21 protein-coding genes are annotated in these 26846 nt (G+C 46.0%); 7 read left to right on the top strand and 14 right to left on the bottom strand.

Going from position 1 to position 26846, the window contains the following annotated elements; genetic code table 11:
* Window positions 1-83: 83 nt before the first annotated feature.
* Window positions 84-3245 (bottom strand): EAL domain-containing protein, encoded by a 3162-nt coding sequence (locus tag R3P39_RS02540; RefSeq protein WP_336565444.1) that lies wholly within the window; start codon window positions 3243-3245, stop codon window positions 84-86.
* Window positions 3235-4191 carry a cytochrome-c peroxidase gene (locus R3P39_RS02545; RefSeq protein WP_336565445.1) on the bottom strand — a complete coding sequence of 319 codons (957 nt, stop codon included), beginning with the start codon at window positions 4189-4191 and terminating at the stop codon, window positions 3235-3237. Before R3P39_RS02545 ends, R3P39_RS02540 begins: the two co-directional genes overlap by 11 nt.
* A 238-nt stretch (window positions 4192-4429) precedes the next feature.
* Here R3P39_RS02545 and R3P39_RS02550 point away from each other — a divergent pair, with 238 nt between their 5' ends.
* From R3P39_RS02550 to R3P39_RS02570, 5 genes are all read left to right on the top strand, one after another.
* Window positions 4430-4798, top strand: a complete 369-nt coding sequence (locus R3P39_RS02550; protein ID WP_336565446.1) for a nuclear transport factor 2 family protein — start codon at window positions 4430-4432, stop codon at window positions 4796-4798.
* A gap of 144 nt (window positions 4799-4942) precedes the next feature.
* On the top strand, window positions 4943-5317 hold the full coding sequence (locus tag R3P39_RS02555) for a PH domain-containing protein (RefSeq protein ID WP_336565447.1): 375 nt from the start codon (window positions 4943-4945) through the stop codon (window positions 5315-5317).
* Between the two features lie 227 nt (window positions 5318-5544).
* Window positions 5545-6174, top strand: a complete 630-nt coding sequence (locus R3P39_RS02560; protein WP_336565448.1) for a hypothetical protein — start codon at window positions 5545-5547, stop codon at window positions 6172-6174.
* A complete protein-coding gene (locus R3P39_RS02565) occupies window positions 6175-6930 on the top strand; it encodes a DUF3307 domain-containing protein (RefSeq protein WP_336565449.1) in 756 nt (251 codons plus the stop codon).
* A gap of 231 nt (window positions 6931-7161) precedes the next feature.
* Complete coding sequence (locus R3P39_RS02570) at window positions 7162-8703, top strand: ATP-binding cassette domain-containing protein (protein ID WP_336565450.1); 1542 nt, start codon at window positions 7162-7164, stop codon at window positions 8701-8703.
* A gap of 136 nt (window positions 8704-8839) precedes the next feature.
* On the opposite strand, the gene R3P39_RS02575 is transcribed toward R3P39_RS02570, so the two are convergent.
* From R3P39_RS02575 to R3P39_RS02585, 3 genes are read right to left on the bottom strand one after another with little or no spacing between them, the layout of a single operon-like run.
* Complete coding sequence (locus R3P39_RS02575) at window positions 8840-9667, bottom strand: DUF4198 domain-containing protein (RefSeq protein WP_336565451.1); 828 nt, start codon at window positions 9665-9667, stop codon at window positions 8840-8842.
* Window positions 9668-9669: 2 nt separating this feature from the next.
* Window positions 9670-10761, bottom strand: a complete 1092-nt coding sequence (locus R3P39_RS02580) for a PepSY-associated TM helix domain-containing protein (RefSeq protein WP_336565452.1) — start codon at window positions 10759-10761, stop codon at window positions 9670-9672.
* Window positions 10761-12755, bottom strand: coding sequence for a ligand-gated channel protein (locus tag R3P39_RS02585; RefSeq protein WP_336565453.1), 1995 nt, complete (start codon window positions 12753-12755; stop codon window positions 10761-10763). The genes R3P39_RS02580 and R3P39_RS02585 overlap by 1 nt, the downstream gene beginning before the upstream one ends.
* Window positions 12756-12877: 122 nt before the next feature.
* On the opposite strand from R3P39_RS02585, the gene R3P39_RS02590 reads away from it, so the two are divergent.
* The gene (locus R3P39_RS02590) at window positions 12878-13804 is read left to right on the top strand and encodes a LysR family transcriptional regulator (protein ID WP_336565454.1); all 927 of its coding nucleotides are present in this window, start codon (window positions 12878-12880) and stop codon (window positions 13802-13804) included.
* 334 nt (window positions 13805-14138) lie between these two features.
* On the opposite strand, the gene R3P39_RS02595 is transcribed toward R3P39_RS02590, so the two are convergent.
* The 9 genes from R3P39_RS02595 to R3P39_RS02635 all read right to left on the bottom strand — a co-directional run bounded on the left by R3P39_RS02595 (window position 14139) and on the right by R3P39_RS02635 (window position 24682).
* Window positions 14139-14840 carry a TorF family putative porin gene (locus R3P39_RS02595; protein WP_336565455.1) on the bottom strand — a complete coding sequence of 234 codons (702 nt, stop codon included), beginning with the start codon at window positions 14838-14840 and terminating at the stop codon, window positions 14139-14141.
* A gap of 12 nt (window positions 14841-14852) precedes the next feature.
* Window positions 14853-16070, bottom strand: a complete 1218-nt coding sequence (locus R3P39_RS02600; RefSeq protein WP_336565456.1) for a BCCT family transporter — start codon at window positions 16068-16070, stop codon at window positions 14853-14855.
* Window positions 16071-16226: 156 nt separating this feature from the next.
* The gene (gene betA, locus R3P39_RS02605; RefSeq protein ID WP_336565457.1) at window positions 16227-17894 is read right to left on the bottom strand and encodes a choline dehydrogenase; all 1668 of its coding nucleotides are present in this window, start codon (window positions 17892-17894) and stop codon (window positions 16227-16229) included.
* Window positions 17895-17906: 12 nt separating this feature from the next.
* Window positions 17907-19370 (bottom strand): betaine-aldehyde dehydrogenase, encoded by a 1464-nt coding sequence (betB, locus tag R3P39_RS02610; protein ID WP_336565458.1) that lies wholly within the window; start codon window positions 19368-19370, stop codon window positions 17907-17909.
* Between the two features lies 1 nt (window position 19371).
* Window positions 19372-19947 (bottom strand): transcriptional regulator BetI, encoded by a 576-nt coding sequence (gene betI, locus R3P39_RS02615; protein WP_336565613.1) that lies wholly within the window; start codon window positions 19945-19947, stop codon window positions 19372-19374.
* A 453-nt stretch (window positions 19948-20400) separates the two neighbouring features.
* On the bottom strand, window positions 20401-21207 hold the full coding sequence (locus tag R3P39_RS02620) for a substrate-binding periplasmic protein (RefSeq protein ID WP_336565459.1): 807 nt from the start codon (window positions 21205-21207) through the stop codon (window positions 20401-20403).
* Between the two features lie 408 nt (window positions 21208-21615).
* Window positions 21616-21828, bottom strand: coding sequence for a helix-turn-helix transcriptional regulator (locus tag R3P39_RS02625; RefSeq protein WP_336565460.1), 213 nt, complete (start codon window positions 21826-21828; stop codon window positions 21616-21618).
* Window positions 21821-22321 (bottom strand): hypothetical protein, encoded by a 501-nt coding sequence (locus tag R3P39_RS02630; protein WP_336565461.1) that lies wholly within the window; start codon window positions 22319-22321, stop codon window positions 21821-21823. Before R3P39_RS02630 ends, R3P39_RS02625 begins: the two co-directional genes overlap by 8 nt.
* Before the next feature lie 183 nt (window positions 22322-22504).
* Entirely contained in the window at window positions 22505-24682 is a 2178-nt protein-coding gene (locus tag R3P39_RS02635) for a malate synthase G (protein ID WP_336565462.1), read from the bottom strand.
* Between the two features lie 241 nt (window positions 24683-24923).
* Here R3P39_RS02635 and R3P39_RS02640 point away from each other — a divergent pair, with 241 nt between their 5' ends.
* A complete protein-coding gene (locus R3P39_RS02640) occupies window positions 24924-26528 on the top strand; it encodes an isocitrate lyase (RefSeq protein WP_336565463.1) in 1605 nt (534 codons plus the stop codon).
* Window positions 26529-26846 lie beyond the last annotated feature (318 nt).

Here is a 26846-nt window from a genome sequence, read left to right on the forward strand (position 1 = left end):
TGCCATGGGTTGCCTCAATCAAATAGTGAGGCAACCGACCTAGATTGATGGCTCCGTGATTAATCTAGCGATGAGCTTTTTCATCAGCCCAGCCATAGTTTATGGACGGGTTTTTCTTCTTTAATGGCAAACTCGTCTACCCATACTTTAAGGTTTTCTATACTCATGGGTTTAGCAAAGTAAAAACCTTGAACGTGCTGGCAGCCTAGCTCTTTCAAACGCGCGAGTTGTCCTTCTTGCTCCACCCCTTCTGCTATCACATGCAGCGATAGGCTTCGCGCCATAGATAAAATAGCATTAACCAGCACGGCAGCATCTTGGCATTGGTCGAGGTCTTGAATAAACCCTTGATCGATTTTTAAGGTATTGATGGGGAAGTGTTTTAAATAACTCAGTGAAGAATAACCGGTACCAAAGTCATCGATTGCTAAGCTTACACCCGTTGCCCTTAAGCTCTGTAACCAATCGGTAACGGCATTGTCGTCTTCCAACAGGATACTTTCAGTGATCTCGAGAGTTAAATTATGGGCCCGAAATCCTGAGGATTGCATGGCCTTTTTGATGGTGGTGGCATTAAACCCTAAACGATATTGCTGACTGGAAACGTTTACTGTAAGGTAACAGTTCATGCCCAATTGCACGTTCATACTCTGAATGTCGCGGCACGCCTGTAACAATAGCCACTCTCCAAGTGGTGCAATTAAGCCACTTTCTTCAGCAACGGGGATAAACTCAGCCGGTGAAATAAAGTCCCCAAAGTCAGTCGGCCAGCGCATTAAGGCTTCAACGCCATACAATTTCCCAGTGGCAATATCAATGATCGGCTGATAATACACTGTGAGTTTTTGCAGCTCTAATGCCGCACGTAAATGCTGCTCTAACTCAACACGTCGATTGACCTGCTCTTGCATTTCTTGGGCAAAGAAATGATATTGGTGCCTGCCGGCTTCTTTGGCTTTATACATGGCCAAATCAGCTAAGCGTAACAACTCTTTATGATCTTGCGCGTCTTCTGGCAAAATGGCAATACCAATGCTGGCTCCGGTAAAGACTTCAAAGCCACTAATATCAAACGGCGCACTGAGCGCTGCAATAATTTTATCCGCCACTTGTGCTGCGTGGTCGGGGTGAGCAACTTGGCTAAGCAATAACACAAATTCATCGCCACCAAAGCGGCTTAGGGTATCACTTTTACGGATAAGATCACTCAAGCGGTCGGCGACCGCGATCAATAAGGCATCGCCAGCTTCATGTCCCATGGTATCATTGACCCGCTTGAAGCGATCTAAGTCGATAAATAACACCGCGCTGTGATGGTTAGTACGTGACATGCGCTTAATGTCTTGCTCGATGCGCTCAAGCAGTAAAGTACGATTAGGCAGCCCTGTTAGGACGTCGTAATAGGCCTGATATTCAATTTGTTCTTCTTGCGCTTTGCGCTCTGTCATGTCCGATAAAATGGCGACATACTGCTGTACTTGGCCTTTGTCATCGTTTACCACACTGATGGCCAACCACTCTGGATAAATAGAGCCGTCTTTGCGCTTGTTCCAAATTTCACTGGCCCAATGGCCTTTACTTTCCAGCGTTGCCCACATCTGCTCATAAAAGTGTTTGTCATGTTTGCCAGAGCTTAAAATACTGGGCTTCTTACCAATCACCTCGTGCTCTTGGTAGCCAGTTATTTTAGTGAAAGCAGGGTTAATGGCGGTTATTTCCAACTTAGCATTAGTGGTCATAATGCCCTCTTGGGTGGCATTAAACACCGCAGCCGCGGTTTTGAGCTGAGCACTGGCGCGTTTTTGTGCTGTGATATCTTCATTAATGGCAATAAAGTTAATCACTTCACCTTGCTGGTTCTTAATGGGCGATATGGAAGCATACTCCCAATAATAATCCCCTGATTTTCTGCGATTATGGAACTCCCCTCGCCACACCTCACCGCTATTTATCGCTTGCCACAGTTGCTTATTATCGGTAAAGCTTTGCTCCGCACCGAGCATTTTGGGCGTTTTACCTTTCACTTCATCGAGGCTGTAACCGGTTATCTTTTCAAATTTAGGGTTAACGTATTCGATTCGCGCTCGGGTGTCGGTAATGACAATGGAGGAGGGGCTTTGCTCAATGGCATGACCCCATTTGCGTAGCTCTTCTTCGGCTTGCTTAAACAAAGAAACGTTGACGCTAACATACACTTGTCCGCCATTGTGGGTTTCAGTCTGTTTAACCTGTAACCAAGCTCCTTTGTCGGTTTTATGCAGGTTGGCATTATCACAAAAAAACGCCGCAAAACGTTGCTGCCAGTCACTGAGCTTTTGCGGTAACTCGTCTTCGTCAGTAAAGCCAAAATGACTGCGCCAAGCTTTGTTGCATAACATTAGGTTCCCAGCGCGGCTAAATAACGCAAAGCCCTCAGTTAATCTTGCTACGGCGTCGGAGAGTGTTTGGCTGGTACTTTGAATCTTTCTTTTCGCTGCGTTTAAGCGATTAGCAGCAATGATCAACACCAAAAACAATAATATGGCGATGGCCAATAACACCTCACTTAGGTGTCTAGCATCTTCAATGGTTGTGGTATAAAAATGATTATAGGCGCTGTTGAGTTCACTAAAGGTTTGCTCGGTAGGAATAGCTAAAAAAGCCTGCTTGGCGTCGCTCAGCTCAGTACCTGCAGCGGTAGCCACATCAAAATGGCGGTTAACCAATTGGCTAAGTTGCGTGCCAGACAAAGGCGTCAGGGCCTTTGCTTGGGTACCTTGGTAGAGTTCACTCAGCATCAGCTGAGTTAAGTTTTTATTTGCAAGCTCTGCATGTTCTGGACTAATTTGTTCCAGCTCAGCAATAAGTTCAGGAAGATACAAGACACTGTTACGAATCGTAGCTGCGGCTGTTTTAATTGACTCGAGTTGTTCAGACTTTTGCTGCAACAGCTGCAGATACTGCTTGAACTGATGTTGAATGGCGCTTGGGGTTTGCTCGAATAACTCCACCGACTCTGGCCGTGTTAGTTGCTCTACAGCGTGGGTCAGTTGCGCCAAACTGTCGTACTGGTTGAGTTGCGCACTGAGCATTTGCAGTACCGCAGTATCCAATTTGGCATCTAAGCTTTTGGCCTCAATTAACAAGGCCACTCGCGCCTTATGAGCTTGTCCGCTCACCTCTTGCTGAGAGTAAAAATAGGAAAACAAGGCCACAGGCACACACAATAAAAGCGCCTGCACTCCAGCGAATGCTTTATTCTTCATTTATACTGTCCACGTCCATCTCTTTGTGTTTTCCTGCTAAGCTACCAATAAATGCGGCGATTTTGCTAATGTCAGAAGCAGGTAAAGAGCGACCAAGTTGGTACTTTGCCATTGTGGCTATCGCCGCTTCTAAACTGGCATGACTGGCATCATGAAAAAAATAAGATTGCTTGCTGGCGAGTCGTAGACTCGGCACTTTAAAAACAAATTTATCTTTTTCCTTTCCTGTTACATTATAGCGGCCAAAATCAGATTGCGTCACACGTGTTCCTCGATCGGCAAAATAATCACCAAAGGTCCCCATTTTAGCAAACATATTGCCACCAACATTTTGCCCTTGGTGACAACTAATACAACCATAACGCTTAAACAGATCATAGCCAGCTAACACTATCTCAGGTAAATTATAGCCCTTATCTTGTAACCAGAGGTCAAAAGGCGCATCGGTCGTTACTAGGGAGCTTTCGTAAGCGGCAATAGCATCTTTAATACTGTGTTTGGTTAATCCATTGGGGTAAATTGCATTAAACTTTTTTACCAAGGTCTTATCTTGGTTTAACTTCGCCACCAGCAAAGGCCACTCCATGTCGTGTTCGTTGCGATTTTCAATCGGTGACTCAACTTGTTCATACAGTGACCCGGCACGACCATCCCAAGCCTGGCGTACATTCCACACCACATTATAAATAGTTGGGGTTTTTAACTCGCCAGTGCGACCATTAACCCCAGTGGAAAGGGGCTTTACATCAGCACCATGAAGCGCCAAGCGGTGACATGAAGCACAGCTGATCTGGTCACCTTTTGATAACCGCCGATCATGAAATAACGTTCGGCCTAATGCCACTTTATTAGCGTCGAGTGTGGCTATTGGCTCGAGTGGCAGGATCGGTTCACTTGCAAATACCCATACAGGAAACAGCCCAAGTAATACTATCCAAATACCCATATATTCACCGAAGTTACTGTCTTGATGTTCAAGATAACAGCAATTTAAGCACTAAATTTTGATTTAAAATAAGCTTGTTGGATTCAGCTCAGCGACCCGAGTCCCGCTAAAAGAACCATGGCTTATCACTTCCTCTGAGTAGCAAAAGAAAATTCAACCGCTGTTTTTGTTATTAATACTGTCAAAATAAGTAATTCAGCCTAAGCTTGAAGGAGTCACCTGCATCCAAGGAGGATAAATGGAACATCTAGTGAAAGGCTATATATCAGCCTACAACCAGTTCGATATTGACAGCATGCTGGAGAAGCTGACCGACGATATCATTTTTGAAAACCACGCCAATGGCGAAGTGATCACTAGAACAACCACTAAAACGCAGTTTGCCGAGCTCGTAAAGCAAGCCGCTGAGCTGTTCTGTGAGCGCCAGCAAACCATCTCGAGTACCACCGCAGACAACGACATGGTTATTGTGCAATCTAGCTACCACGCGAAGTTAGCCCATGATTTAGCGAATGGCATGAAGGCAGGACAAACCGTCTCACTGCAAGGTCGCTCAGAATATGCCTTTCGCGATGGCAAAATTTGTTTTATAAAAGACTTTCTGTAGTTATTTACAGCGCATTACGATGCTTTGTTAAGAGGTCGCCAAATCGCGTTGATAACCACAGAAAGTATCTCGCTAAAATGAATGGCGTAATTAACTTAACACAGTGCTGACAAGCAACAGCAAGCATAGATTAGGAGCAAGGCAATGGGACTATTGAGTGGATTAATGGGAAATGCCAGTGAAGTAGAAGGCAAGGACATCGACGAGTTATTGGCCGATACGTTAATTGCAGATGAAGAAGTCGCGCAAGCCTATAAGGTTATCCGAGACTTATTTATTTTTACCAATAAGCGTTTAATTTTAATCGATAAACAAGGCATGACTGGCAGTAAAGTGGAAATGCTCAGTATTCCTTACAGTAAAATTACTAAATTCAGTAAGGAGTCTGCGGGCCATTTTGATTTAGATGCTGAGTTAAAAATTTGGATAGGCTCTGATCCCACCCCCATCAGTAAAGAATTTAAAGCGGGAGATAACATCAATCAAGTGTATAAAATTATCTCGCAATACTGCTTGTAAAATAAGCCACATAGCCCGTATCGATGATTACAGCCTGTAAGCATCATCGGGCTGCAAAAATCGCTTTGTCTTACTATGCGAAACAGTGATTACTAATAGCGATGACCCCTTACCCTAGGCATAATGACACTTTGCACTCGTGACTTGCATTTACGGGCTTTGTCCCCCACAATTATGTAACCATTTTTAGTTACCTTTTAAAAAGTAACCAATATAAGTTACATAAAATGATACCATCACCTTTTTATGCCGTGATCACCGCCGATATAGTTGCCTCGCAAACCCTATCTAGGCAGCAATTAGAGCAACTACAACAACAGTTAGCAATATACTTAGCGGAGCTGGCGCAGCGGTATCAAGGCAATTACCAGTTTTATCGTGGCGACGGCTTCCAACTTGTGATTGCAGCGACCAGCGAAGTGTTTCGCTGTGCAGTCTGTATTAGGTTACTGCTGCGCAGCTTGGCCAGTGATGCTAGGTTGAGCTTAGCAACAGGCAGCATCACCAGTGACATAACCGATTTAGCTACCGCCTCTGGGGCTGCATTAACCGCAGCAGGGCGGGGCTTAGATACCATTGGCCAACATCGCTTAACCTATCATGGCGATTGCTGTGACCACTTTGCACTTAACATTGCCTTTATTGATCAGAAAATAAGTAGCTTAACTAAACGCCAAGCTGAAGCACTTTTTATTCATCTGTCAGAGCCGCAGTTAAACCATGCAGGAATTGCTAAGCGGCTTGATAGCAGCCGTGTCAATGTCACTAAATTGCTCAATAGCGCACACTATGATTTGTTCGACGCGTTTTTACGCCTTGCCAGCAAGGTGACCCAGAGCCAGTACAAAGGTGTATAAATGAAAGAATGGTACGTTTTACTGTTATGGTTGGTTATCGCCCACACCTTAGCAGACTTCTACTTGCAGCCAATGAGTTGGGTTAATCACAGAAATAAACAACATTACCGCTCAATTAAGCTTATTTGGCATGCTTTGCTGCATGGTGCAGCGGCCTGTAGCGCTGTGGCCGTTTGGCAAGCCACGCTGGGATGGGGACTGGCGATTTCAGCGCTGTATTATGCGCTGGGTATTGCCGCGTCCCATTACCTGATTGACTTAGCAAAATCCTATTCCAATAAAGGCGTGATACCATTTTTACTGGATCAACTCTGCCACCTGCTAGTCATCTTGTTCGTTGCTTGGCACGCTGCAGAGCCGCCGGTGACTCTAAGCGCACTACTGCAGCCGCTCAATAACATCTCCTTTTTGGTGCTCATTACCGGTTATTTGTTGGTACTACAGCCTGCCTCGGTATTTACCCGAATGTTATTAGAGCGCTGGCAGTTTACTAACCCAGATAGCACCAGTCTTCCGCAAGCAGGTAGCCTTATCGGGCAGTTAGAGCGACTGCTATTATTAAGTTGCGTGCTGTTAGACAGCTGGGCTGCCATTGGCTTCATCTTGGCTGCCAAATCTATTTTCCGATTTGGTGACTTAACGCAAAGTCGAGACCGCAAGCTCACCGAGTATGTGATGCTTGGCACACTCATCAATGTCTTAATTGCTTTGGCCATTGGTACCGCAGTTAAATCATTTCTGACGCTCACGCCATAACACTTGACATTGCCTAGGATGCCTGCAAAATATTCTGCAGGCATCGACCTCACCATTCTATTTCAGGAGCCGCCATCACCATGAATAACTAAGCCTATTGTAACTGTCGAATGTATTTTTCTTTCCAGTGCAAGGCTTTGGTATTTTTGTGATGCCCACCTTCTTAAACCAACGTAACTTTGGGTCTAATACTACTCGCTTATGCACGCCTTTAACTAGGAGCATATTGGTATGCCAAGAATACAGTTAAAAGATGCAGGGATCATGCTGGCTGATGGCCGCCCCCTTTTTCAACACCTCGATGTTAATCTCACCCAACAGTTTATTGCCATCACCGGGCCCAATGGCGCAGGTAAGTCACATCTACTTGCGGCGATGGCAAAACAAACGCCACTAACTTCAGGGCATCAGCAAATCCAAGGTCAATATTATTACCTGCCACAAGATGCCGCACATCGCTTTAATTCGATTGCCGCAATGCTGGGGATCGAGCAAAAACTCAACGCGCTGCAGCGTGCTCAGTGCGGTCAAGCGGATCCCCATGACTTTGCTATCATTGCCGATGATTGGCAGCTTGAGCACCGTTGGCAGGCGCAATTACAGCCACAGCAGTTAGCATTGACAACCCCCTTTACGGACAAAAGCCCAGGTCAACGAATGCAAAGCTTTATCGCCGCATTGCTTAGCGAGCCCGCTATCTTGTTGTTAGATGAGCCCAGTAACCACATGGACAGTAAGCATCGTCATTGGCTCGCCACGCAATTGCAGCAACACAGCGCTGGGGTCGCCATTGTCAGCCATGACCCTGTGTTATTAGATGCAGCGGATCATATTCTCTATCTGGAAAACGGTGCTATACAACATCATTCCCTAGGGTTTACCGCGCTGCAGCAAAGCCTTGCTCAACAACAGCGTAAGTTGCAGCAACATCATCAGGCACAAAAAGCCCAGTCTCGGGCATTACAACAGGCCTTACACAAAGCTCAAGCGCAACAGCAACGGCAACAATCAAAAGGCAAGCAAAAGGTACGTGCTGGCAGTCAAAACAAATTAGAGGCTGACTTTAAAGCAGATAGAAACGCAAAACGGTTGGCCCAGCAAAGCCATAAATTGCAGCAGTCACAGCAGCAACTTAAGCAAGACTCACAGTACTATAACGATAAACAGCAGCGGTTTTACTTTAACCAATCAACTCAGAGTAGGGCCGTTATTGAGCTGGCCGATGCGCAACTGCCTTATGTACAGCAGCCACCGCTAAATGTGCGTTTTACCACCGCTCACCGTCTGCGCTTGTTAGGAGGCAATGGCACAGGAAAGTCTGTATTACTAAAAACTCTGGCAGGGCAATTGGATATTGTCCACGGCCGCATTGCTTGTCCTACTGAGATGATCTACCTCGATCAACATTGCAGCTGGTTAAGCGATGAGTGCAGTTTACTTGATGCCGCTTGTCGCCGACTCGATAAACCGCAACATGAAATCATCACCGCTTTTGCCAGCGTCGGGATCACTGTAAATCAGGTATCTCAGCCCATAACGCAATTAAGTGGTGGAGAAAAAGTAAAAGCGGCAATCATTATCGCCATCCAGTTAGAGGGTTACTTATTGCTCGATGAACCAGACAATCACCTCGATATTAACGCGCAGCTCGAGCTTGCGGCGGTGTTAAACCAAATCCCAAACGGTTTTATGCTGGTCAGCCATAATGATTATTTTTGTCAGCAACTCGAGGAGGTTAGGACAATGACTTTGACCACAACTGGGGTGTTATAGCCTAACGTCTGATAAAAAAAGGGGGAGGAAGGAACGCCTCCCCCTTTGGCACTTAGTGGCGTCTCTGTAATAACCACTAAACTGACGTAGCTTACGGCGACTGCTGTGCCGCTAGCTACTTTGGACGGTTACGGTATTAAAGCGGTAATACCTCAAGTGTGGTGACATAACTGCCAACACGCTTACTAGCAGGGGCTTGTGCGCGTTCATCTTGGTACTCAACTTCAAGCCAATACATCCCAGGTTGCGACAATGTCATGGTTACCTCACCATTGGCATCCGCAGTGTATTTATTGGCCGAGGCCTTATCACGGTACTTTTCATCTTGGCGTACTAGGGTCATTTCAGCTCCCTTGGCCGCTTCTCCATCCATGGTGAACTGTAAAGTAAAGGCTTCGCCAGTATATAAATCATTAGGGTGGCTAATGGGGTTAAGTTCCAATCCCTTACCTGTGGGTTTTAGAGCAGTTTGGTTAGGCGCGCCTAAGGTGACAAACACCTCCAGCCTTCTGGCGACATCGGTAACCTGTAAATCCTCTGCTGTTTTCGGCACTTGTTGATTAAAGTCAGCCAGCGTTGCCACTTTGCCACGACCTGGCCAATAACGCTTCTTGCCATCACTATCAGTCCAACGTGCCACTAGCGAGCGACTTTGATTGAAGACTTTATAGGTACCAGGCTGAGTGAGCTCTAGATCAAAGACACTGCGGTATTTCAACTTTGCTTTATTTTGCAGAGCCACGTTATTTCCCGAAGGAGATAGGGCAGTCAACCGCTCTACAGGATAAGCGTAATGATCGGGATTAAAAATACCATTGGCAATTGCCGCGTCAAAGGTCACCCACTCACTGTCGCCAGATACCACCGTGGTGCTGGGTTTGATCCACACTCGGTGGGCTTCACTAAGTGGACTGTAGGCAGCGAGTGCAACTAAAACAGTAGAAACGAGTGATGAAATTTTCAAAATTAGGGCTCCATAGTTAATATTATTGTGGCAAGCTCAGACTTACCTTCTGCAATCACAGTGACCGGTTTGGTGATCGGCAATGAGATAGGTAGCTTAATGACCTCGCGACCACCCAGCTCACGGGCAGCTTCGACAAACAGGGTATAGTCACCGTTAGGCAGAGCCTTAAATTCCTCTTGCCACGGTGATAGATCTATTTTCGCCTTACCGGGCCGTCTGGTTGCGCCTGTGACACCGTCAATCGGTAGAGATAAGCTGCGGCCACTGCGACGCCACCATAAGCGCATATCTTTCAACCACTTTTCTCCCTCGCGCTGCGCTAGGTTAATGTCGTACCAAATGGCAATATCAACCACGCGGCGCTGTTTACTATTCGCTAGCCAAACGGCGACATAAGGAGGATGGTACTCCGCGACATTAAGACGCGGAATGTTCACTTCCAGCGTATCGGCTTTGGCATGAGCCGGAAACATCAACACCAAAGCCGGTAATACCAATCCTGCAGCCACCAGCGGCCAAGTCGACTTCCGGGCTCTGGAATGTTTATACAACAGCCATAACCCCGTTACTGAAAAAACCACACACGCTAGTGAAAAAACATCAATAAACATACGCCATGCAAATCCTGTATTTCGTCCTTTATGAAGATCGTTGAGATAGGAAACCCAACCCCGGTCGGTTATTTCTTGATAAAACTCGCCACTGTCGAGGGCAACACTAAACCAACCATCGCCACCTGCACGCGGCATAGCAACATACAGCTCATAGTCACTCCACTGCAGCTGTTTTAGAGCAGGTAAGGTCGCGCCGGTTTGCGATTGATACCAGGACACAAAACTGTGCGGTAAGGTATTGTTTGCTGCCGATGCTTTTAATGCTGACAACAGCGCTTCCGGCACCACGGCTTCATGGGCCTGAGTATGAGGCTTGGCCTCAATCTCACTGGCGTGGTTCAAAGTGATCCCCGTCAGGGCAAATAGCAGCAAACCCACTAAGCAAACCGCTGAACTCATCCAATGCCAAGTGCGCCAATCAAATAGCTTTTTCAGCCGTTTTTTTGGGCGCTTGGCTCGCTGACGTGAGGTCGTCATTAAAAGCTCCATGCCAATGAGGCCCAGTAGCGACGACCGTCCTCAATGTAACCGTATTCCGCTTCTGTGATCTTTTCATCAAACAGGTTATACACCCCAACACCGAGTTTGATACTGCGGTTGAGCTGATAGTTGGCCCCCAGATCGGTTAAATTATAGGAAGGCGCAACTAAGCTACGCTGTGATGGCCCAGTCACAGGCTGACTTTCCTCGCCACGATAATGGAAGCGCAGCCAGCTGCTTAAGGCATTGCTGTGTTGATAGTTCAATGAAGCTTGAAATAAATGCTTCGGCAACTGATTTAATGGGTTGCCAGCATAAGCACCGGTTTTTTGTTCCGAGTCGGTATAGGTGTAGTTGGCATTGAGTTTTAATTGCTTAGTTAACTGACCGGTAAAGCTGACTTCTCCCCCTTGGGTGGTGGCTTCATCGACATTGACATAAGTAGTTGGTAACGAACCAAATTCATTTGGGCCATCGGTGCACTTAGTTAACGGGCACGATACACGAGAAATCTTATCATCGAATTCATTATAAAATACCGTCGCAGAGGCTGAGACACCGTCATTGAAGTCAACATACATGCCTAACTCGTAATTAAGCGACGTTTCTGGGTTTAGATCTGGGTTGCCGTAAATGTTGCCGCCACGGCTTACCTGTCCCCATGCTGCGGTACTTTGCCTTAGGTTTGGTGCTCTAAACCCGCTTGATATGCCACCTTTTACGGTGACTCTATCTGACGCATTAAACACACCATATAAGCGTGGGCTAAGGTGACCACCAAAGTTACCATCTTTGTCATAGCGCAGTCCCATTGTCAGGGCAAAGGGCTCTACTAAACGCCATTCATCTTCAGCAAAAACCGACCACTGATCGTTATCAACTTGCTCTAGATCGCTGATCCGGTTACTGGTTTTGTCGCTTAGATCCTCTTTTAGATACGCCACACCAATAGAGCTGGTGTGCAGTTCACCCAGCGGCAGTGTCCACAACGATTGTAAGTTGGTGTTTTCAACCACCATCTCACGAGATTTATTGTCAAACTGCTCATGCTTTAGGTAAGTTCGAGAGCTACCAAATGACCAATAACCATTGTGCGCCAGTGACACCGATTCACTGTCGTATTCGGTGGTGGCTGACTCAGGGCAACCGCGACGTCCACACGGTTCACCGGGTGCCAATGGGGCCACCGTCTTGCCTAATGTGGCATCTAGGGTTTGCGAGGCCATGCCGTAATCAAACAGCCACTCATGTTGCTCAGATGGGGTATAAGCCAACTTCACCTTTAGGGTGTCGGCATCACGGCCTCTAAAGCCGGATACTAAGTCATCTTCATCTCGCTGAGTGGTCTGGCCGTAAACTTGTATACCTAAGGTGTCTTTTACCAAGGCGCCAGCGGTAAAAAAGTTTGCTTGGTAAATATTGCCAGAGCGACTGTCCTCTTGGCTGGTGGTATCAAGGCGGACCTCACCATGCCAGGCATCAGGCGTCTTTTTAGTAATAATATTGATCACCCCACCAATGGCATCAGAGCCGTATAGAGATGACATCGGGCCGCGTATAACTTCAATGCGCTCAATCGCCGCAACAGGGGGTGTCCATGCGCCTTCCACGCCCGGACCATCACTGTTGGGGCGAGTTTCACGGGAGTTTTGTCTCTGGCCATCCACCAAAATAAGGGTGTATTGGCTGCCCATGCCTCGTAGGCTGATATCCTCTCTGTCACCTCCACCGGTCACCACAACGCCAGGCACATCAGTCATTGCGTCAGTTAAGTCACGATAAAAACGTTGCTGTAATTCCTCTTGGTCGATAACACTGATCGAGGCTGGAGCATTTTTTAACAGCTGTTCAAAACCAGAAGCCGAGACGACTATCACCTCTACCGCTTCTTTTGTGGGTGTTTTTACATCACCCTGAGCCAAGCTAGAACACGGCAATGCAGCTGCTATAGCTAAAGAAAGTGGCGCCAAACTACGACAGGCCATCAACATCGAGAAACCTCCATGATAGAATATAAAGTAAATAGCAATTATTTTCATTTGTAATGGTATGATGATTGCGTCTTTTCGAGCAATGCGGTTTTTCTTAAAGGTATTTTAAGTAGGTCTTAACAATGAATCAGAAGTTAACACGAGGGCTCAGAGTGTTTGCCAAAACCGTTGAGGTGGGCAGTATGAGTAAGGCCGCGGAGTTATTACATATGACTACCTCAGCAGTGAGTCAGCAAATTAGTAAACTAGAACAAGACTTAGCCTTAAGTTTATTTAATCGCAATACCCGTAGCCTTACGCTTACCGAGGCAGGTAGCATTTACTACAAGTCAGCAATCCAAATCTTGCAAACCGCGGAGCAGGCCGAGCATGAACTGGAGCTGCTACAACACACGCCTTCTGGGGTACTAAAAATATCTGCCCCCATAGGGTTTGGTGGCGGGTTGTTAAGCAAACCTTTGCAGTATCTCAGTGAGCAGTTTCCACAAATCAAGGTCGACTTAACTCTAACCGATGATGCCATCGATATTATCGCTAACAGCATCGATTTAGCCATCTGTATAGGCCCTTTACAAGATTCCGGCTTAATTGCCAGACACCTTGCTGACTGGCAGCTGATCCCCTGTGTGAGCTGCCATCACCCATTAGCAAAACTCAAGGTTTCACACCCTGAGAGCTTAGTTGCCCACGCGCTAATTGGTCACTCTAGTGCTAAGACTAACCCCTACCAATTGCAACATCAGTCAAGCCAAGAGCAATTAACATTGTCGGCACCAAGGTTTATGGTCAACAACATGCAAGCATGCATTCAATTGACCCTAGACGGCATTGGCTATGGTATCTTGCCGGAACCTGAGATCAGACACCACCTGGCCACAGGTCGCCTGAAGCGACTTTGCCCACAATGGAGTTTGCCTCACTACAGTGTCTATGCTGTGACTCCACATCGCGATACTGTGGCTGCAAAAACCACCGCGGCCATCGACAGTTTAAAGCAGTGGTTTACTCAGGTTTCAACGGATAACCAAGTCTTTGTTGGTAATGAATAAATAATGAAGTTAAGCACGTTTGCGTGATGAAATAATTTGCCGCAACAGCACTTCCTTTTATCTGGAGGCGGCAAATTGGGAGAATGGATAGTGGTGTTTAATAATCATGTTTACTACATGGTTCTGTAATTTAAAAATAACGGCACGGGTTACGCTCAACCACATCAACCGCTGTAAAGTCACTATTTAAGATACATAAAAAACAAACTCATGTAAATTAATTTTAACATTTAATATACATAACTTCCCTTTTAGATTCTCTTTCCGTTTTCGGCACATAAACAAAAACGCCGACTTAAATAAGCCGGCGTTGCAATCAGGGTGTTATATTGATTTATAGGTCAAATGTGCGCGACACAGATAACACCACACGCTCATCAGCCGTGTCCCAATCTAGGTTGGTATTTTCTGCAGCCACTTCAATGTTGAAGCCTTTAAATGCGGTTTGGTAAGCCAAACGGTAATGGTGGTAAGAAGAGTCATTGCCATCCCATGCATACTTATTACCATCTAATGAGTTAGACACATCAAAGCTGGCTCTTAAGGCATGACCTTCAGCAATCTCGAACGTATGCGCTACCATAGCAATGGTGTGACCTGCGCCAGTGCCGAAGTAATCCCAGCTGTACCAGAAATTAAACTCAGTTTGGCCGTATTCACTGGCATAACCAAACTTACTGTATACTTCTGGGTAGTTACCATCACTGGAGTTATCACCACCATGATAGCTGTAGTAAGCGATACCGTAGTCAACACTCCAGTTCGAGTTTAGCTCTAGGTAACGGCCAACGTAAAAGTCCCACTCAAGATCGGTGTCACCACCAAAGTCAACATTAGACGCCCAGCTGCCAGCGTAAACGCCGTTGTCGAATGCTTTGTCAATGCTGCCTTGCAGTGCAGGGTCGTTTTGCGTTTGGCTTACACCGTTAAAGGTGTAATCAGATACCCCAGTTAGTGTTGCAGACCAATCCGCTGCAGCGTGCGATGATGCTAATACTAAAGGTAATGCGCAAAGTGTTTTCTTAAAAGTTGTCATCTGGTTGTATCCCTAGTTTACTGATTCAATTTTGTTAAAGTCGACTAAATTATCTTTTGGTGAGCTATCGATATTGCTCACGGTCTTGAACTTGCTGTAGCCAATATAGGCAAAACAAGAGAAGAACAGACCGATCACTAACGCACCAACCCACTGGATCTGCAGGAAGTTAAGCTTAAATAGCAAGGTCAATAGCGATAACGCGACGATATTAAATAAAATATAGTTTCTTTTTCCTAAACGACTAACAGTTAGGTTCAAGTTATCGGTATAAAGTCGAATGAGTGAGTCAAGTGAGTTAATTACAAATACCACACCGACGAACACCATCGCGAAATTCTTGATACCCGTTGTTGGGATCCCCGCCTCATGGTAGTGATAAAGCACGCTGAACCAAGCTGCGATAGGAATAGATGGGAACACCAACATCGCCGCTAGCACTTGGTAGGTCTTCAAACCACCCACAAAGCGTGAGGTAAACTGACCAATCATGATGCTCCACGCGAACCACCAGAATAGGTAGAACTCATGGTAATCATTCAGTGGCAAGACAAACTGATGGATATTGGCAAAGTAATCACCAAGTAAGACTAGATTGTCCGTGTAAGCCGACATTTCACTGTCGCCAAACAAGAATGCAGCAGCCCACATAAAGGCGATTAAACCAATAAATACCCAAGTGGTAGTGATACTTAAAAAGCGCACATACTTAAGGCTAGTACTTGAATATACCGCAAACGCAATAGCAGCGAATACAATCAAGTAGAAGGTCGGAATAACCGACTCGCCGTCACCCACGCTCGGTAAATACCAAGGCAGATTCGACAACAGTAAGAATGCCGTAAACGCACAAGTACCGATGATCACTAGGTTATTAATAAACTTCACCCAAGGAATTTCAAAGAATTTCACTTTGGGCTCTATTACGCAGAAATAAAAACACGTAAGAAAGTAGAACCCCCAGATTAAGAACCCCCAGAAACCAAATTCAATGGCTAATGGGTTGGTAAATCCATATTCTGGGCTTGCTTTTATGTCTGCGTAACCCGCAAACTCCGTAAGCGGAAACATGATAAGGCCAACGTCGAGGCCAGAAGTAAATAAGATAGCAATAAACGTAAACGTTTTAACCGGTGTCACACCGACGCACTGTAGGTTACCCCACTTCACTAAAATAAAGGCGATTGCCAATAGAGTGAAAATGATGCCTGCACTAAGCCATACTGTCATTATCACCCTCCCAAAATAGATAGAAGTAACTCATTTTTTCTCCGTTTTTATATTATAGATAAACTAAGCTCGCATTAATGCCGCACGAAATATTCATGCGGCATGCCACTGCAAGTCCCACATGAGGCACGAAACTTCCTCACACGGGTGGCAAATTTAAATCTCCGAACTGCGCTGCACTTGTTGCCAATTTTGCGTCATCGCGACATTGACGTTTTCTTCAGCTAAAGGTGGATTGCCCAAGATCATGTCCGCCGCTTTCTCGGCGACCATGATGGTTGGCCCGTTTAGGTTGCCATTGGGAATGGTTGGGAAAATCGATGAGTCAACGACTCGCAAGTTTTCCACACCACGAACACGGGTTTTCGAGTCCACCACAGCCATGTCGTCTTCACCCATTTTGCACGAGCAAGAAGGGTGATAAGCACTTTCCACCGCTTGGCGGACAAAGGCATCAATCTCTTCATCGCTTTGTACCTGCTCACCCGGTTGAATTTCGCTTTCACGGAACTCATCAAAAGCACTTTGCTCAATGATTTCACGGGTTAATCTGACGCAGGCTCTGAAGCCTTCAATGTCTTCTTGTGCTTGGAGGTAGTTAAATAAGATCTTTGGCGCCACCGTCGGATCCGCTGACTGGATCGTCACTTCACCGCGACTCTTAGGTTTATTGTGACCCACATGCACTTGGAAACCGTGCCCTGCAAAGGCACTCTTACCATCGTAACGGATCGCTGCTGGTAAGAAGTGATACTGCAGGTCTGGCCACTCAACCCCAGCCTTAGAGCGAATAAAGGCACATGATTCAAAGTGGTTAGTCGCACCTAAACCAGACTTATTTAATAACCATTGAGCACCAATTAGGCCTTTTGAGAACAGCCCCAACTTGCCATTTAAGGTGATCGGCTGCTTACACTTATATTGAAAGTAAAACTCCAGGTGGTCTTGCAGGTTTTTACCCACACCCGGTAAGTGATGTTTCACTTCCACACCAGCGGCTTCAAGCGCTTCACGGTCACCAATACCAGATAACTGCAATAGGTGCGGTGAACCAACAGAGCCGGCACTCAGCACCACTTCTTTGTTGGCAGTGGCGGTTTTTACTTGACCCTTAACGCGATATTCCACCCCTTTGGCCACCTTGTTGTCATCCACAATGACTTTTTGCGCTAAGGCGCCAGTAACCACAGTGAGGTTACTACGGTGCTTAATGGGGTCTAAGTAAGCGCGGCTAGATGAACAACGTTTGCCGTTTTTCACCGTCATGTGCATAGGGCCGAAGCCTTCTTGCTGCTCACCATTGTAATCTTTGGTGAAGGCATAACCTGCTTGTTCACCAGCGCTAATAAAGGCGCGGTAAAGCGGGTTGGCCATTTCATTACCATTATTGGTACCCAGTGGACCTTGGCCACCACGGTACTCATCCTCACCTAAGTACCAAGACTCAGCACGCTTGAAGTAAGGCAAACAAGATTGATAATCCCACCCTTCAGCGCCATGTTGCTGCCACTCATCAAAATCTTTAGCATGGCCACGTACGTACACCATGCCGTTAATCGATGATGAGCCACCTAAGACCTTGCCCCGCGGGCAGTGCATCACGCGGTTATCCAAATACGGCTCAGGCTCGGTGTGGAACTGCCAAGCGTATTTGTCGGTATTCATAGGGATCGACAAAGCGGTTGGCATTTGAATAAAAATACTCTTATCACTGCCACCGGTTTCCAGCAGCAGTACTTTATGAGCCGGGTTTTCTGACAAACGATTGGCTAACACACAGCCAGCAGAGCCCGCTCCAACGATAATATAATCAAACTCAGTCATAGTACTCCTCGATTAAAATGGGCTTTCGATATCACACATGCCAACGTATACCGACTTTGTCTGGGTATACTGGTCTAGTGTCTCGACGCCATTTTCACGGCCAATACCGGACTGTTTATAACCCCCCACTGGCATTTCAGCAGGAGAGTTGCCGTAGCTATTAATCCAGCAGATCCCAGCCTCTAATTGATGAATTACACGATGTGCACGTTGAATGTTTTGGCTAAATACCCCAGCCGCTAAACCAAGATGGGTATTGTTAGCACGCTCGATAACCTCTTGCTCGTCGTCGAACACCAGCACTGACATCACTGGGCCAAATATTTCTTCTTTTACTATGGTCATATCGTCATGGCAGTCGACAAAAACCGTAGGCGCTACAAAATAGCCCTTAGGTGCAGACTCTGGCTGAATGGCTTCACCACCAGTAAGTACTGTGGCCCCTTCCGCTTTGCCTTTTTCGATGTAACTCATGACTAGCTCATGGTGAGGCTTGGAAATAAGCGCGCCAAGATTGACATTAGGGTCTAACGGATCGCCTGCAACAATATTATTTTCTGTGCGCTGCTTCAGTTCAGCAAGGAAGGCATCGTAGGCATCGCGGTGCACAAATACGCGCGTACAGTTAGTACACACTTCACCTTGAGTGTAGAAATTACCGAGCATAGCAGCACTAACCGCTTGAGAAATGTCGGCGTCTTCAAAGACGATAAGCGGTGACTTACCACCTAGCTCCATGGTCACTTCTTTGAGATTGCTAGCAGCGCTTTGCATGACCTTTTTGCCTGTACCCACTTCACCGGTAAACGAAACTTTTTCAATCTCAGGGTGAGTCGTAAGCCACTGACCAACCTCTGCAGCGCCTTGCACTACGTTGAATACGCCAGCAGGAACACCTGCTTCAATAAAGATTTCAGCCAGTTTAATCGCACCACGCGGGGTTTCTTCTGACGGTTTAAAAATTAACGCGTTCCCCGCGGCAAGAGCAGGGCCTGACTTCCAGCACGCAATCTGTAGCGGGTAGTTCCAAGCCCCAATGCCAGCACAAATGCCTAATGGTTCTTTGCGAGTGTAAAAGAAGTCATCGCCTACAGGCTGTTGTGAACCAATTTGTGCAGGTGCAAGTCCAGCAAAGTACTCAATCACATCGGCGCCTGTTTGAATGTCAACGCACTCAGCCTCTTGCCATGGTTTGCCAGTGTCTAGCACTTCAATCTTTGCCAGCTCATCATTGCGTTCGTGCAATAAAGCAACGGCTTTATGTAAAATTCGGCTACGTTCAATTGGAGTCATTTTTGACCAAACAGCAAAGCCTTCTTTGGCACTGTTAATGGCAGCTTGTTGAATGCTTTCATCGGCGACTTCGACTTCGTAAATCACCTCATCTGTTGCAGGGTTTTTAACAGCAAACGTATCGCCTGAACGATTCGCCAAAAACTGGCCATGAATAAAATTTTGGTATACAGGGACTGTCACATTATCCTCCAAACTGCTCTATTAGTGATTGAATGTAGCGCTTAGCCAGTGCTTCGCTGTGTGCAAAGGCTTGATGGTCGGCTTTACTGAGAACGGCCCTAAGCCATAAACCATCAATCATACCCGCAGCCAACTCAGCGGCTTCTTGTGCTTGGGTACGGGTCATAAATGCTGCAAATGACACCGTTAAGTTACTTTGTAAACGTTTGCTATTGACCCGTTGTAGTCGGTGTAACTCTTCGTCGTGCATGGACTGCGCCCAGAAACTCAACCAAGTACGCGTGGCATTCGATTGCTGTTGAACCATGGCAAAGTTCGATTCAACGATAAACATCAACCGCTCCAGGGGGCTGCAGTTGTGGCTGGTTTTATCCAGCAGGGCATACTTAAGGTTATTTAATAAGTAGCGCACTGTTGCTTCAATTAAGCCTTGTTTACCACCAAAGTAATGGCTAATGATCCCTGATGAGAGACCCGCCCTTTTACTAATACTGTTGATGGTCGTTGCTTGTAATCCGAGTTCCGCAACAGACTCTAATGTGGCGTCAATTAGCTGCTGACGACGAACAGGTTCCATTCCGACTTTTGGCATAGCTTTTTATTAATTGACCGTTCAATTAAAATAAATGGTAGAGTGATAAAAATGAGACTTCAAGGTTGACTTTTTGTAAAAAGCCAATTTTTTGACGTGTGTACCTAGCTTAATCCCATGATAGCTAAGGGGTTTCGCGGGTTACAAAAAATATTAAAAAAATTTCAAAAATTCGGGAATTTGCAGCAATTTGAGGGCATAAATCTTAAAATTCTCGAAAAATTATGCGCTGAAAGGGCTCATCGCCAGATCAAAGGCAGTATGAAATGAGAGTAAAAAAGCCAAAATGGCTGCCATAATCTAAAGGGAAAGCTAAACGGTGGGAAATAACGGCGAGGCGAATTAGCAATGCAGCCACATTGAGCCAAACGATTTAATATCCAATCAACTAAAATAACAGGCAACATAAGAACCATATGCTGCAGTGAAATCACGTGGCTATGGCGGTGGTGAAATACCGCGAAAATGACCATCACTGCGGTAGCTATTCACCAGCAGCTCTATCTGAGGCTTTAGTTGGCCAATCGCATCGTTAATACGGGCTTGTTCGAGCTGATTAAAAGCCCCTTTACGCAACAACATATGCACTTGATTGTCATGCACCACATATGGCCATACTTCCGCTTCTTGGTTGCCCAGCTCATTAATGAAGTAACTTCCAGTAATAATATCGTCAACAATGAAATCAACACGGCCTTTCATCAGCATCTCAACTCGGCTTTTTGCACTGGCAATACTGACAAAGTTGTCTTGATAGCTCTCTATCTGCTTTAGCTTTTTTAATTCGTCACCATAATACGAACCAATACTTAAACCGATACTTCGTTGCTGTTTCAGCAAGCTTTCTAAGCTCGTTATTGCAGTGGCAGGGCGCAGCGAAAACAACCGCATCCTTTCAAAGCGGTAAGGCCGAGTAAAATCACCGTATTGCTCGCGCTGTTTGGTATAACTGGTCATCAAGGCAACGTCAATAACGCCTTTAGACATTTCCTCAAACGTTCTTGCACTGGAGGGAAGGCGGATGTAATTGGTGCAGATGGTAGTATGCTGGAAAACTAATTCCGCTATTTCAACGTCCAGCCCCCATGGACCATGCTGATCAAATACCGTCAAGGGTGGCCAATCGGCAACCACACCAATATTTATGGTCTTCTTGCAGGCACTCGCGGCGCTACAAAACAACATCAAGCCACAGCAAAGTAGTAGCCATTGGAGCTGTTTTGTCAGACAATCGAATTTCGTCATAGTGCCTCTGTTATTTGCTCGACAACGTACAAAAGCAGTTCTTAAAACCCATCGGTGTTATCTCAAAGCGACTTAATTACATGGGTGGAAATAAAATTAGGTTGCGACTTTCAGGGTTATTAACAACTTAGCAATAAGAAGAGAATAGATGACAAGCGCATATAATGACACCCAGTGCCTTAAAAAAGTACCGGGATGACATCAGATCAAGGTTTTATTAACTGCGCGAAAATGTTCAGTATCACTGAGATTAATTATGCAGTGGCAGTCAAATAGCGGATTGAATATGCCACATCGAGTAATGTAAAAATAAAAAATGCACGAGCCTAGAGCGGCAGCGGCAAAAAGCAAAAATCCTGATCCAAGCCGTATTTGGGATTAAACATCAACGGTTCAGTGACTGGCGTCTTACCTCTGATACTCAAACACCGACTCAATGGAAGTATTAAACACCTTGGCAATTCGAAAGGCCACTTCAAGAGAAGGGGAGTATTTCGCCGCTTCAATGGCCATGATGGTTTGTCGCGTAACACCAACTAAATCGGCTAATTGTTTTTGCGTCATTTCATCATGTAAGAAGCGCAGTTTTCTAATATTGTTTTTTATTGGCAACTCAGCCATAACTGGCTCCTCTATGCGCCTGCACAAGTTGCGTTCCATAGCCCACCAGCTCCGCCAAAAGAAAAGACACCACTAAGATGTGTAACGCTAAAAATGGAACCGCAATAGTCGCCCCTTGCGGCCAACCATGTGCTTCTGCAGTATATTGGAATATGGCTACACACACACCAGATTGTAATACCCAGTAGGCTGGCTTAAGCCCAGCTAAGGCAATAAGTCGTTGGCGTTCATCTAAGGGTTTATCGACATTATCATCACTGACAAAAGCTAATAAGACACGCCCTGCAATAGAGACAATAATTGAAATAACAACGACCTTTAGCAGCAACCCGGAGACCCAGCTTGGGTCTTCACGCATAACGTCACTGGCGCTAAGCAACTCAGTGGCATAAAAGTAAAGTACATAGCCGGTAACCAGTAACTCCACCGTAATGGTTAAATCACGAAAACTAAGAGAGTCTAAAAAAGCCTTGAGCTTATTGTCATTATCCATGTTAAATACACCATACTCTAAGTTAAATATTTTTTACATTGATAGGTTAGAATTCAACCAAGACAATGTCAAATAAATTTTACCTCAAGAAAAATAAGTTTGACCTATCACCAAAAAAGGCCGGGAAACCCGACCTTTGCTCTGACATCAAAAATAAATTTAACAGGGTGCTTAGCTAAGCCATTATCCCAGTTGGCGTTTGTACGCTTGACGATATGCATGCAGCAGCGGCTCGGTATAGCCATTGGGCTGCAGCTTGCCTTCAAACACCAGTGCAATCGCCGCTTTATAGGCCAAGTTTTCGCCTAGCGGCTTACCTTCTTGCACCATAGGCTGGTAGTGTGAGTCATGCTGACTTTGACCATCTACGACCACTGCCATACGCTGAAATGTTTTCTCAACTTGCTCGGCAGTACAAATGCCGTGATGTAACCAGTTGGCGATATGCTGACTGGAGACCCGTAAAGTAGCTCGGTCTTCCATTAAACCAATATGATTAATGTCAGGCACTTTTGAGCAGCCGACGCCTTGGTCTATCCATCTCACCACATAGCCTAAAATCCCTTGCACATTATTATCCAATTCCGCCTGAATATCTTCTGCCGAGAGACGGTTGTCTAGCATTAATGGTGGCGTTAACAGACTGTCTAACGAGGCTTGCTGACGGGTTTTAATTTCTAGTTGCCGAGCAAAGACATCAACATAGTGATAGTGCATGGCGTGTAAGGTTGCTGCGGTAGGTGACGGCACCCAAGCAGTATTCGCTCCCGACTCTGGGTGACCTTGCTTTTGCTCCATCATCAAGGCCATCTTGTCTGGCATTGGCCACATGCCTTTGCCGATCTGGGCCTTTTTGCTAAAGCCCGTTTTTAAACCAATATCGACATTTTGATCTTCATATGCCGCTATCCAAGCCTGGCCCTTGATTTGCGCTTTAGGCAGCACAGCGCCGGCAAGCATCGAAGTATGGATTTCATCACCGGTTCTATCTAAAAAGCCAGTGTTAATAAAGACCACCCGTTGCTTTGCAGCTGCGATACACGCCTTGAGGTTCACTGAAGTACGGCGTTCTTCATCCATAATCCCCATTTTTATGGTGTTTTTAGGTAACGCTAGGAGCTGCTCTACCGCACTGAATAATTGTTCGGTAAACGCCACCTCTTCGGGACCATGCATTTTTGGCTTCACAATATTAATGCTGGCCGCGGTGGAGTTTTTAAATGGGCTGTTGCCTTGCAGATCATGCAGCGCAGCCAAACTGGTCATTATTGCATCTAAGATCCCTTCAAACTGCTCATTCCCCTGCTGATCGAGCACCGCCGGTGTGGTCATAAGGTGGCCAACGTTTCGCACAAACATCATCGAACGCCCCTTAAGACTAAAACGCTGACCGTTTAAATCATAATAGCTGCGGTCAGCATTTAAGCTACGGGTCATGGCTTTACCCGATTTCGTAAAGGTTTCAGATAGGTCGCCACGCATAAGTCCTAGCCAATTACGATATACCAGCACTTTGTCCTCGGCATCAACCGCGGCAACCGAGTCCTCACAGTCCATGATGGTAGTTAACGCCGACTCTAACACCACGTCTTTGATCCCCGCTTTATCTGCCTGACCAATAGGGTGGTGAGGGTCAATTTGAATTTCGATGTGCAAATCGTGATGACGCAATAAAATGGCACTGGGATTTTGTGGCTCGCCTTGATACCCCACCAGCTGCTCTGGTTGCTTCAGTGTGACCTGAGATGAGTCGTTTAAGGTAATAATCAACTTGCCATCGAGAACCGCATAGTTACTGCTTTCAATGTGTGAACCTTGCTCAAGTGGCAGGGCGCGGTCGAGAAACTGCCTAGCGTAAGCCATGACCTTAAAACCCCGAGTGGGGTTGTATTGTGCAGTGCGCTCAGCGCCATCCTCTTCAGATAAGACATCCGTGCCATACAAGGCATCATAGAGCGATCCCCAGCGGGCATTAGCAGCATTGAGAGCAAATCGCGCATTATTAACAGGTACCACTAGCTGTGGCGCGGCGGCGGCTGCTATTTCCGGTTCGACGTGTTGCGTTTCAATAGTAAAATCTTCTGGCTGTGGCTGTAGGTAACCAATCTCTTCAAGAAATGTCCGATACTCTTCAGCCTGCCAATCAGGGTGTTCACTGTGATAGTCATCAATTTGTTGTTGCAAGCTATCTCTTTTCGCTAATAGTGCCTGATTGATGGGCGTCAGCTTGGTAAAAATATCAGCCAGTCCTTGCCAAAACTGCTGACTTTCAATGCCTGTGCCGGGAAGAAGTGACTGCTCGACAAATTGCGCAAGTGGGGTCGCGATTTGAAAGCCGGAGTGAGAGACGTACTTGCTCATGAGAAATCCTTGATAATTTTTTGAACGGATAGGTCAAACATAAAACAAATCTGACAAAAACAAACCCCTTTTACCATTCATGTTAAATATACTCACAATAACAACTATAAATTTAAAAAATCTAAAAGTTCGGCCTAGTGTTTAATTAAGCGCGGCATCGACACCTCTCACTCTGCTCAATGCCGCAAACTAAACAACCAGAATTAATTTGATTAATGCACCCGTTCAAAGGAAGTTTATTATGTCTCAGTATCAAACTCAGTTAGACCGCTTCGCAAGCCTTTGCCAAAGCCAAGGAGCAACATGGCAGTCAATCAACCCAGAATTTGCCAGCCGTATGCATTTGCAAAACCGTTTTAAAACCGGCTTAGACATTGCCAAATACACCGCGAAGGTGATGCGCGAAGACATGGCGGCCTACGATGCTGATAGCAGTCAATATACTCAGTCACTAGGTTGCTGGCATGGCTTTACGGCACAGCAAATGCTAATGGCCATTAAACGTCACCAAAAAACCACCAAACGCTCTTATGTGTATTTAAGTGGCTGGATGGTCGCAGCACTGCGCTCTGAGTTTGGTCCGTTGCCCGATCAAAGTATGCATGAGAAAACCGCGGTGTCGGCACTCATTGAAGAAATTTATACTTTCTTGAAGCAAGCCGATGCCCGTGAACTAGACCACCTTTACAAAGCGCTAGATGCCGCTAAAGCAAGTGGTCAAGACACCAGCGAGATCATTAGCCAAATTGACAACTTTGAAACTCACGTGGTGCCGATTATTGCCGATATTGACGCCGGTTTTGGTAACGAAGAAGCAACTTACTTACTCGCTAAACAGATGATCGAAGCGGGGGCATGTGCAATCCAAATTGAGAACCAGGTTTCTGATGCCAAACAGTGTGGCCACCAAGCAGGTAAAGTCACCGTGCCGCACGAAGACTTTTTGGCCAAAATAAACGCCGTTCGTTATGCCTTCTTAGAACTAGGTGTTGAAGACGGAGTGATCGTTGCCCGCACAGATTCATTAGGTGCAAGCCTGACACAAAAAGTACCAGTATCAAAAGCGCCAGGTGATTTAGCGAGTCAATACACCAGCTTCTTGGATACCAGCCCGATTAACTCAGCTGCGGATCTAAACGATGGTGAAATGGCAATAAAACTCAATGGCGAACTGCAAAAACCGGTGCGTTTGGATAATGGCTTGTATCAATTTAAAGCCGGCACTGAAAAAGACCGCGTGGTACTTGATTGCGTAACCAGTTTGCAAGCAGGTGCCGACTTGCTCTGGATTGAAACCGAAAAGCCCAACATTGAGCAAATTGCTGAGCTGGTAAATCGAGTGCGCGAGCAAGTACCTAATGCTAAGTTGGTATACAATAATTCACCGTCGTTTAACTGGACGCTGAAGTTCCGTGAGCAAGTTTATCAACAGTGGCAAGAGCAAGGCAAAGACGTAAGCGCTTACCCGGATCCAAGTCAAGATGCTAAAGTCTTGATGGCACCTGAGCTTGATAGTTCGGAGCTGGCAACAGAAGCGGATCAGCTGGTACAAAGCTTCCAGCGCGACTCAGCCAGAGAAGCGGGTATTTTCCACCACCTGATCACCTTGCCAACTTACCACACCGCAGCGTTGAGTACCGACATTCTGGCAGAGGGTTACTTTGGCGAGGCAGGTATGCTGGCTTATGTGCGCGATGTTCAACGTCAGGAAATCCGTCGCGAGCAAGCCTCAGTTAAACACCAAGACTTAGCAGGCTCTAACATTGGCGATACCCACAAAGAGTACTTTTCCGGTGAAAATGCACTCAAAGCCGGTGGCGAAGCCAATACCATGAACCAGTTCTAGTTCATCTTACTTAGGTAGTTCCTTATAGCAAAGGGCCGCAAGGCCCTTTTATCGTTACCAGCAAAGCAACCGAGATCACGATTTTACCAAGCAACATTAAGGGATCAGCTTTTAACTAACTAGAGCGTATTAGATCATCATTTTACTAAGTAAAACACGAAAGATCGCGATCATCGATTTAAGATCATTGATCTCCATAATAATCTGGGCAATTTTAACCCATCCTCACTGCTACAAAACAAATTTTTACTAACTAGATGGGTCACAGGTCACATTTTTACTAACTTGGTTAGTAAAAAACTGTTCTGTATTTGAGTT

Origin of the sequence: Pseudoalteromonas sp. UG3-2, from assembly GCF_037120705.1 — a bacterium.
Taxonomy (GTDB): Bacteria; Pseudomonadota; Gammaproteobacteria; order Enterobacterales; family Alteromonadaceae; genus Pseudoalteromonas.

What these genes read in the sequence shown, in the direction of transcription:
- R3P39_RS02625 (WP_336565460.1), bottom strand. Translation starts at nt 21,828, where the DNA reads ATGGCTGAGTTGCCAATAAAAAACAATATTAGAAAACTGCGCTTCTTA.
- R3P39_RS02550 (WP_336565446.1), top strand. Translation starts at nt 4,430, where the DNA reads ATGGAACATCTAGTGAAAGGCTATATATCAGCCTACAACCAGTTCGAT.
- R3P39_RS02590 (WP_336565454.1), top strand. Translation starts at nt 12,878, where the DNA reads ATGAATCAGAAGTTAACACGAGGGCTCAGAGTGTTTGCCAAAACCGTT.
- R3P39_RS02620 (WP_336565459.1), bottom strand. Translation starts at nt 21,207, where the DNA reads ATGACGAAATTCGATTGTCTGACAAAACAGCTCCAATGGCTACTACTT.
- R3P39_RS02540 (WP_336565444.1), bottom strand. Translation starts at nt 3,245, where the DNA reads ATGAAGAATAAAGCATTCGCTGGAGTGCAGGCGCTTTTATTGTGTGTG.
- R3P39_RS02545 (WP_336565445.1), bottom strand. Translation starts at nt 4,191, where the DNA reads ATGGGTATTTGGATAGTATTACTTGGGCTGTTTCCTGTATGGGTATTT.
- R3P39_RS02570 (WP_336565450.1), top strand. Translation starts at nt 7,162, where the DNA reads ATGCCAAGAATACAGTTAAAAGATGCAGGGATCATGCTGGCTGATGGC.
- R3P39_RS02585 (WP_336565453.1), bottom strand. Translation starts at nt 12,755, where the DNA reads ATGTTGATGGCCTGTCGTAGTTTGGCGCCACTTTCTTTAGCTATAGCA.
- R3P39_RS02580 (WP_336565452.1), bottom strand. Translation starts at nt 10,761, where the DNA reads ATGACGACCTCACGTCAGCGAGCCAAGCGCCCAAAAAAACGGCTGAAA.
- R3P39_RS02555 (WP_336565447.1), top strand. Translation starts at nt 4,943, where the DNA reads ATGGGACTATTGAGTGGATTAATGGGAAATGCCAGTGAAGTAGAAGGC.
- R3P39_RS02630 (WP_336565461.1), bottom strand. Translation starts at nt 22,321, where the DNA reads ATGGATAATGACAATAAGCTCAAGGCTTTTTTAGACTCTCTTAGTTTT.
- betI (WP_336565613.1), bottom strand. Translation starts at nt 19,947, where the DNA reads ATGGAACCTGTTCGTCGTCAGCAGCTAATTGACGCCACATTAGAGTCT.
- betA (WP_336565457.1), bottom strand. Translation starts at nt 17,894, where the DNA reads ATGACTGAGTTTGATTATATTATCGTTGGAGCGGGCTCTGCTGGCTGT.
- R3P39_RS02595 (WP_336565455.1), bottom strand. Translation starts at nt 14,840, where the DNA reads ATGACAACTTTTAAGAAAACACTTTGCGCATTACCTTTAGTATTAGCA.
- R3P39_RS02635 (WP_336565462.1), bottom strand. Translation starts at nt 24,682, where the DNA reads ATGAGCAAGTACGTCTCTCACTCCGGCTTTCAAATCGCGACCCCACTT.
- R3P39_RS02600 (WP_336565456.1), bottom strand. Translation starts at nt 16,070, where the DNA reads ATGACAGTATGGCTTAGTGCAGGCATCATTTTCACTCTATTGGCAATC.
- R3P39_RS02565 (WP_336565449.1), top strand. Translation starts at nt 6,175, where the DNA reads ATGAAAGAATGGTACGTTTTACTGTTATGGTTGGTTATCGCCCACACC.
- R3P39_RS02640 (WP_336565463.1), top strand. Translation starts at nt 24,924, where the DNA reads ATGTCTCAGTATCAAACTCAGTTAGACCGCTTCGCAAGCCTTTGCCAA.
- R3P39_RS02560 (WP_336565448.1), top strand. Translation starts at nt 5,545, where the DNA reads ATGATACCATCACCTTTTTATGCCGTGATCACCGCCGATATAGTTGCC.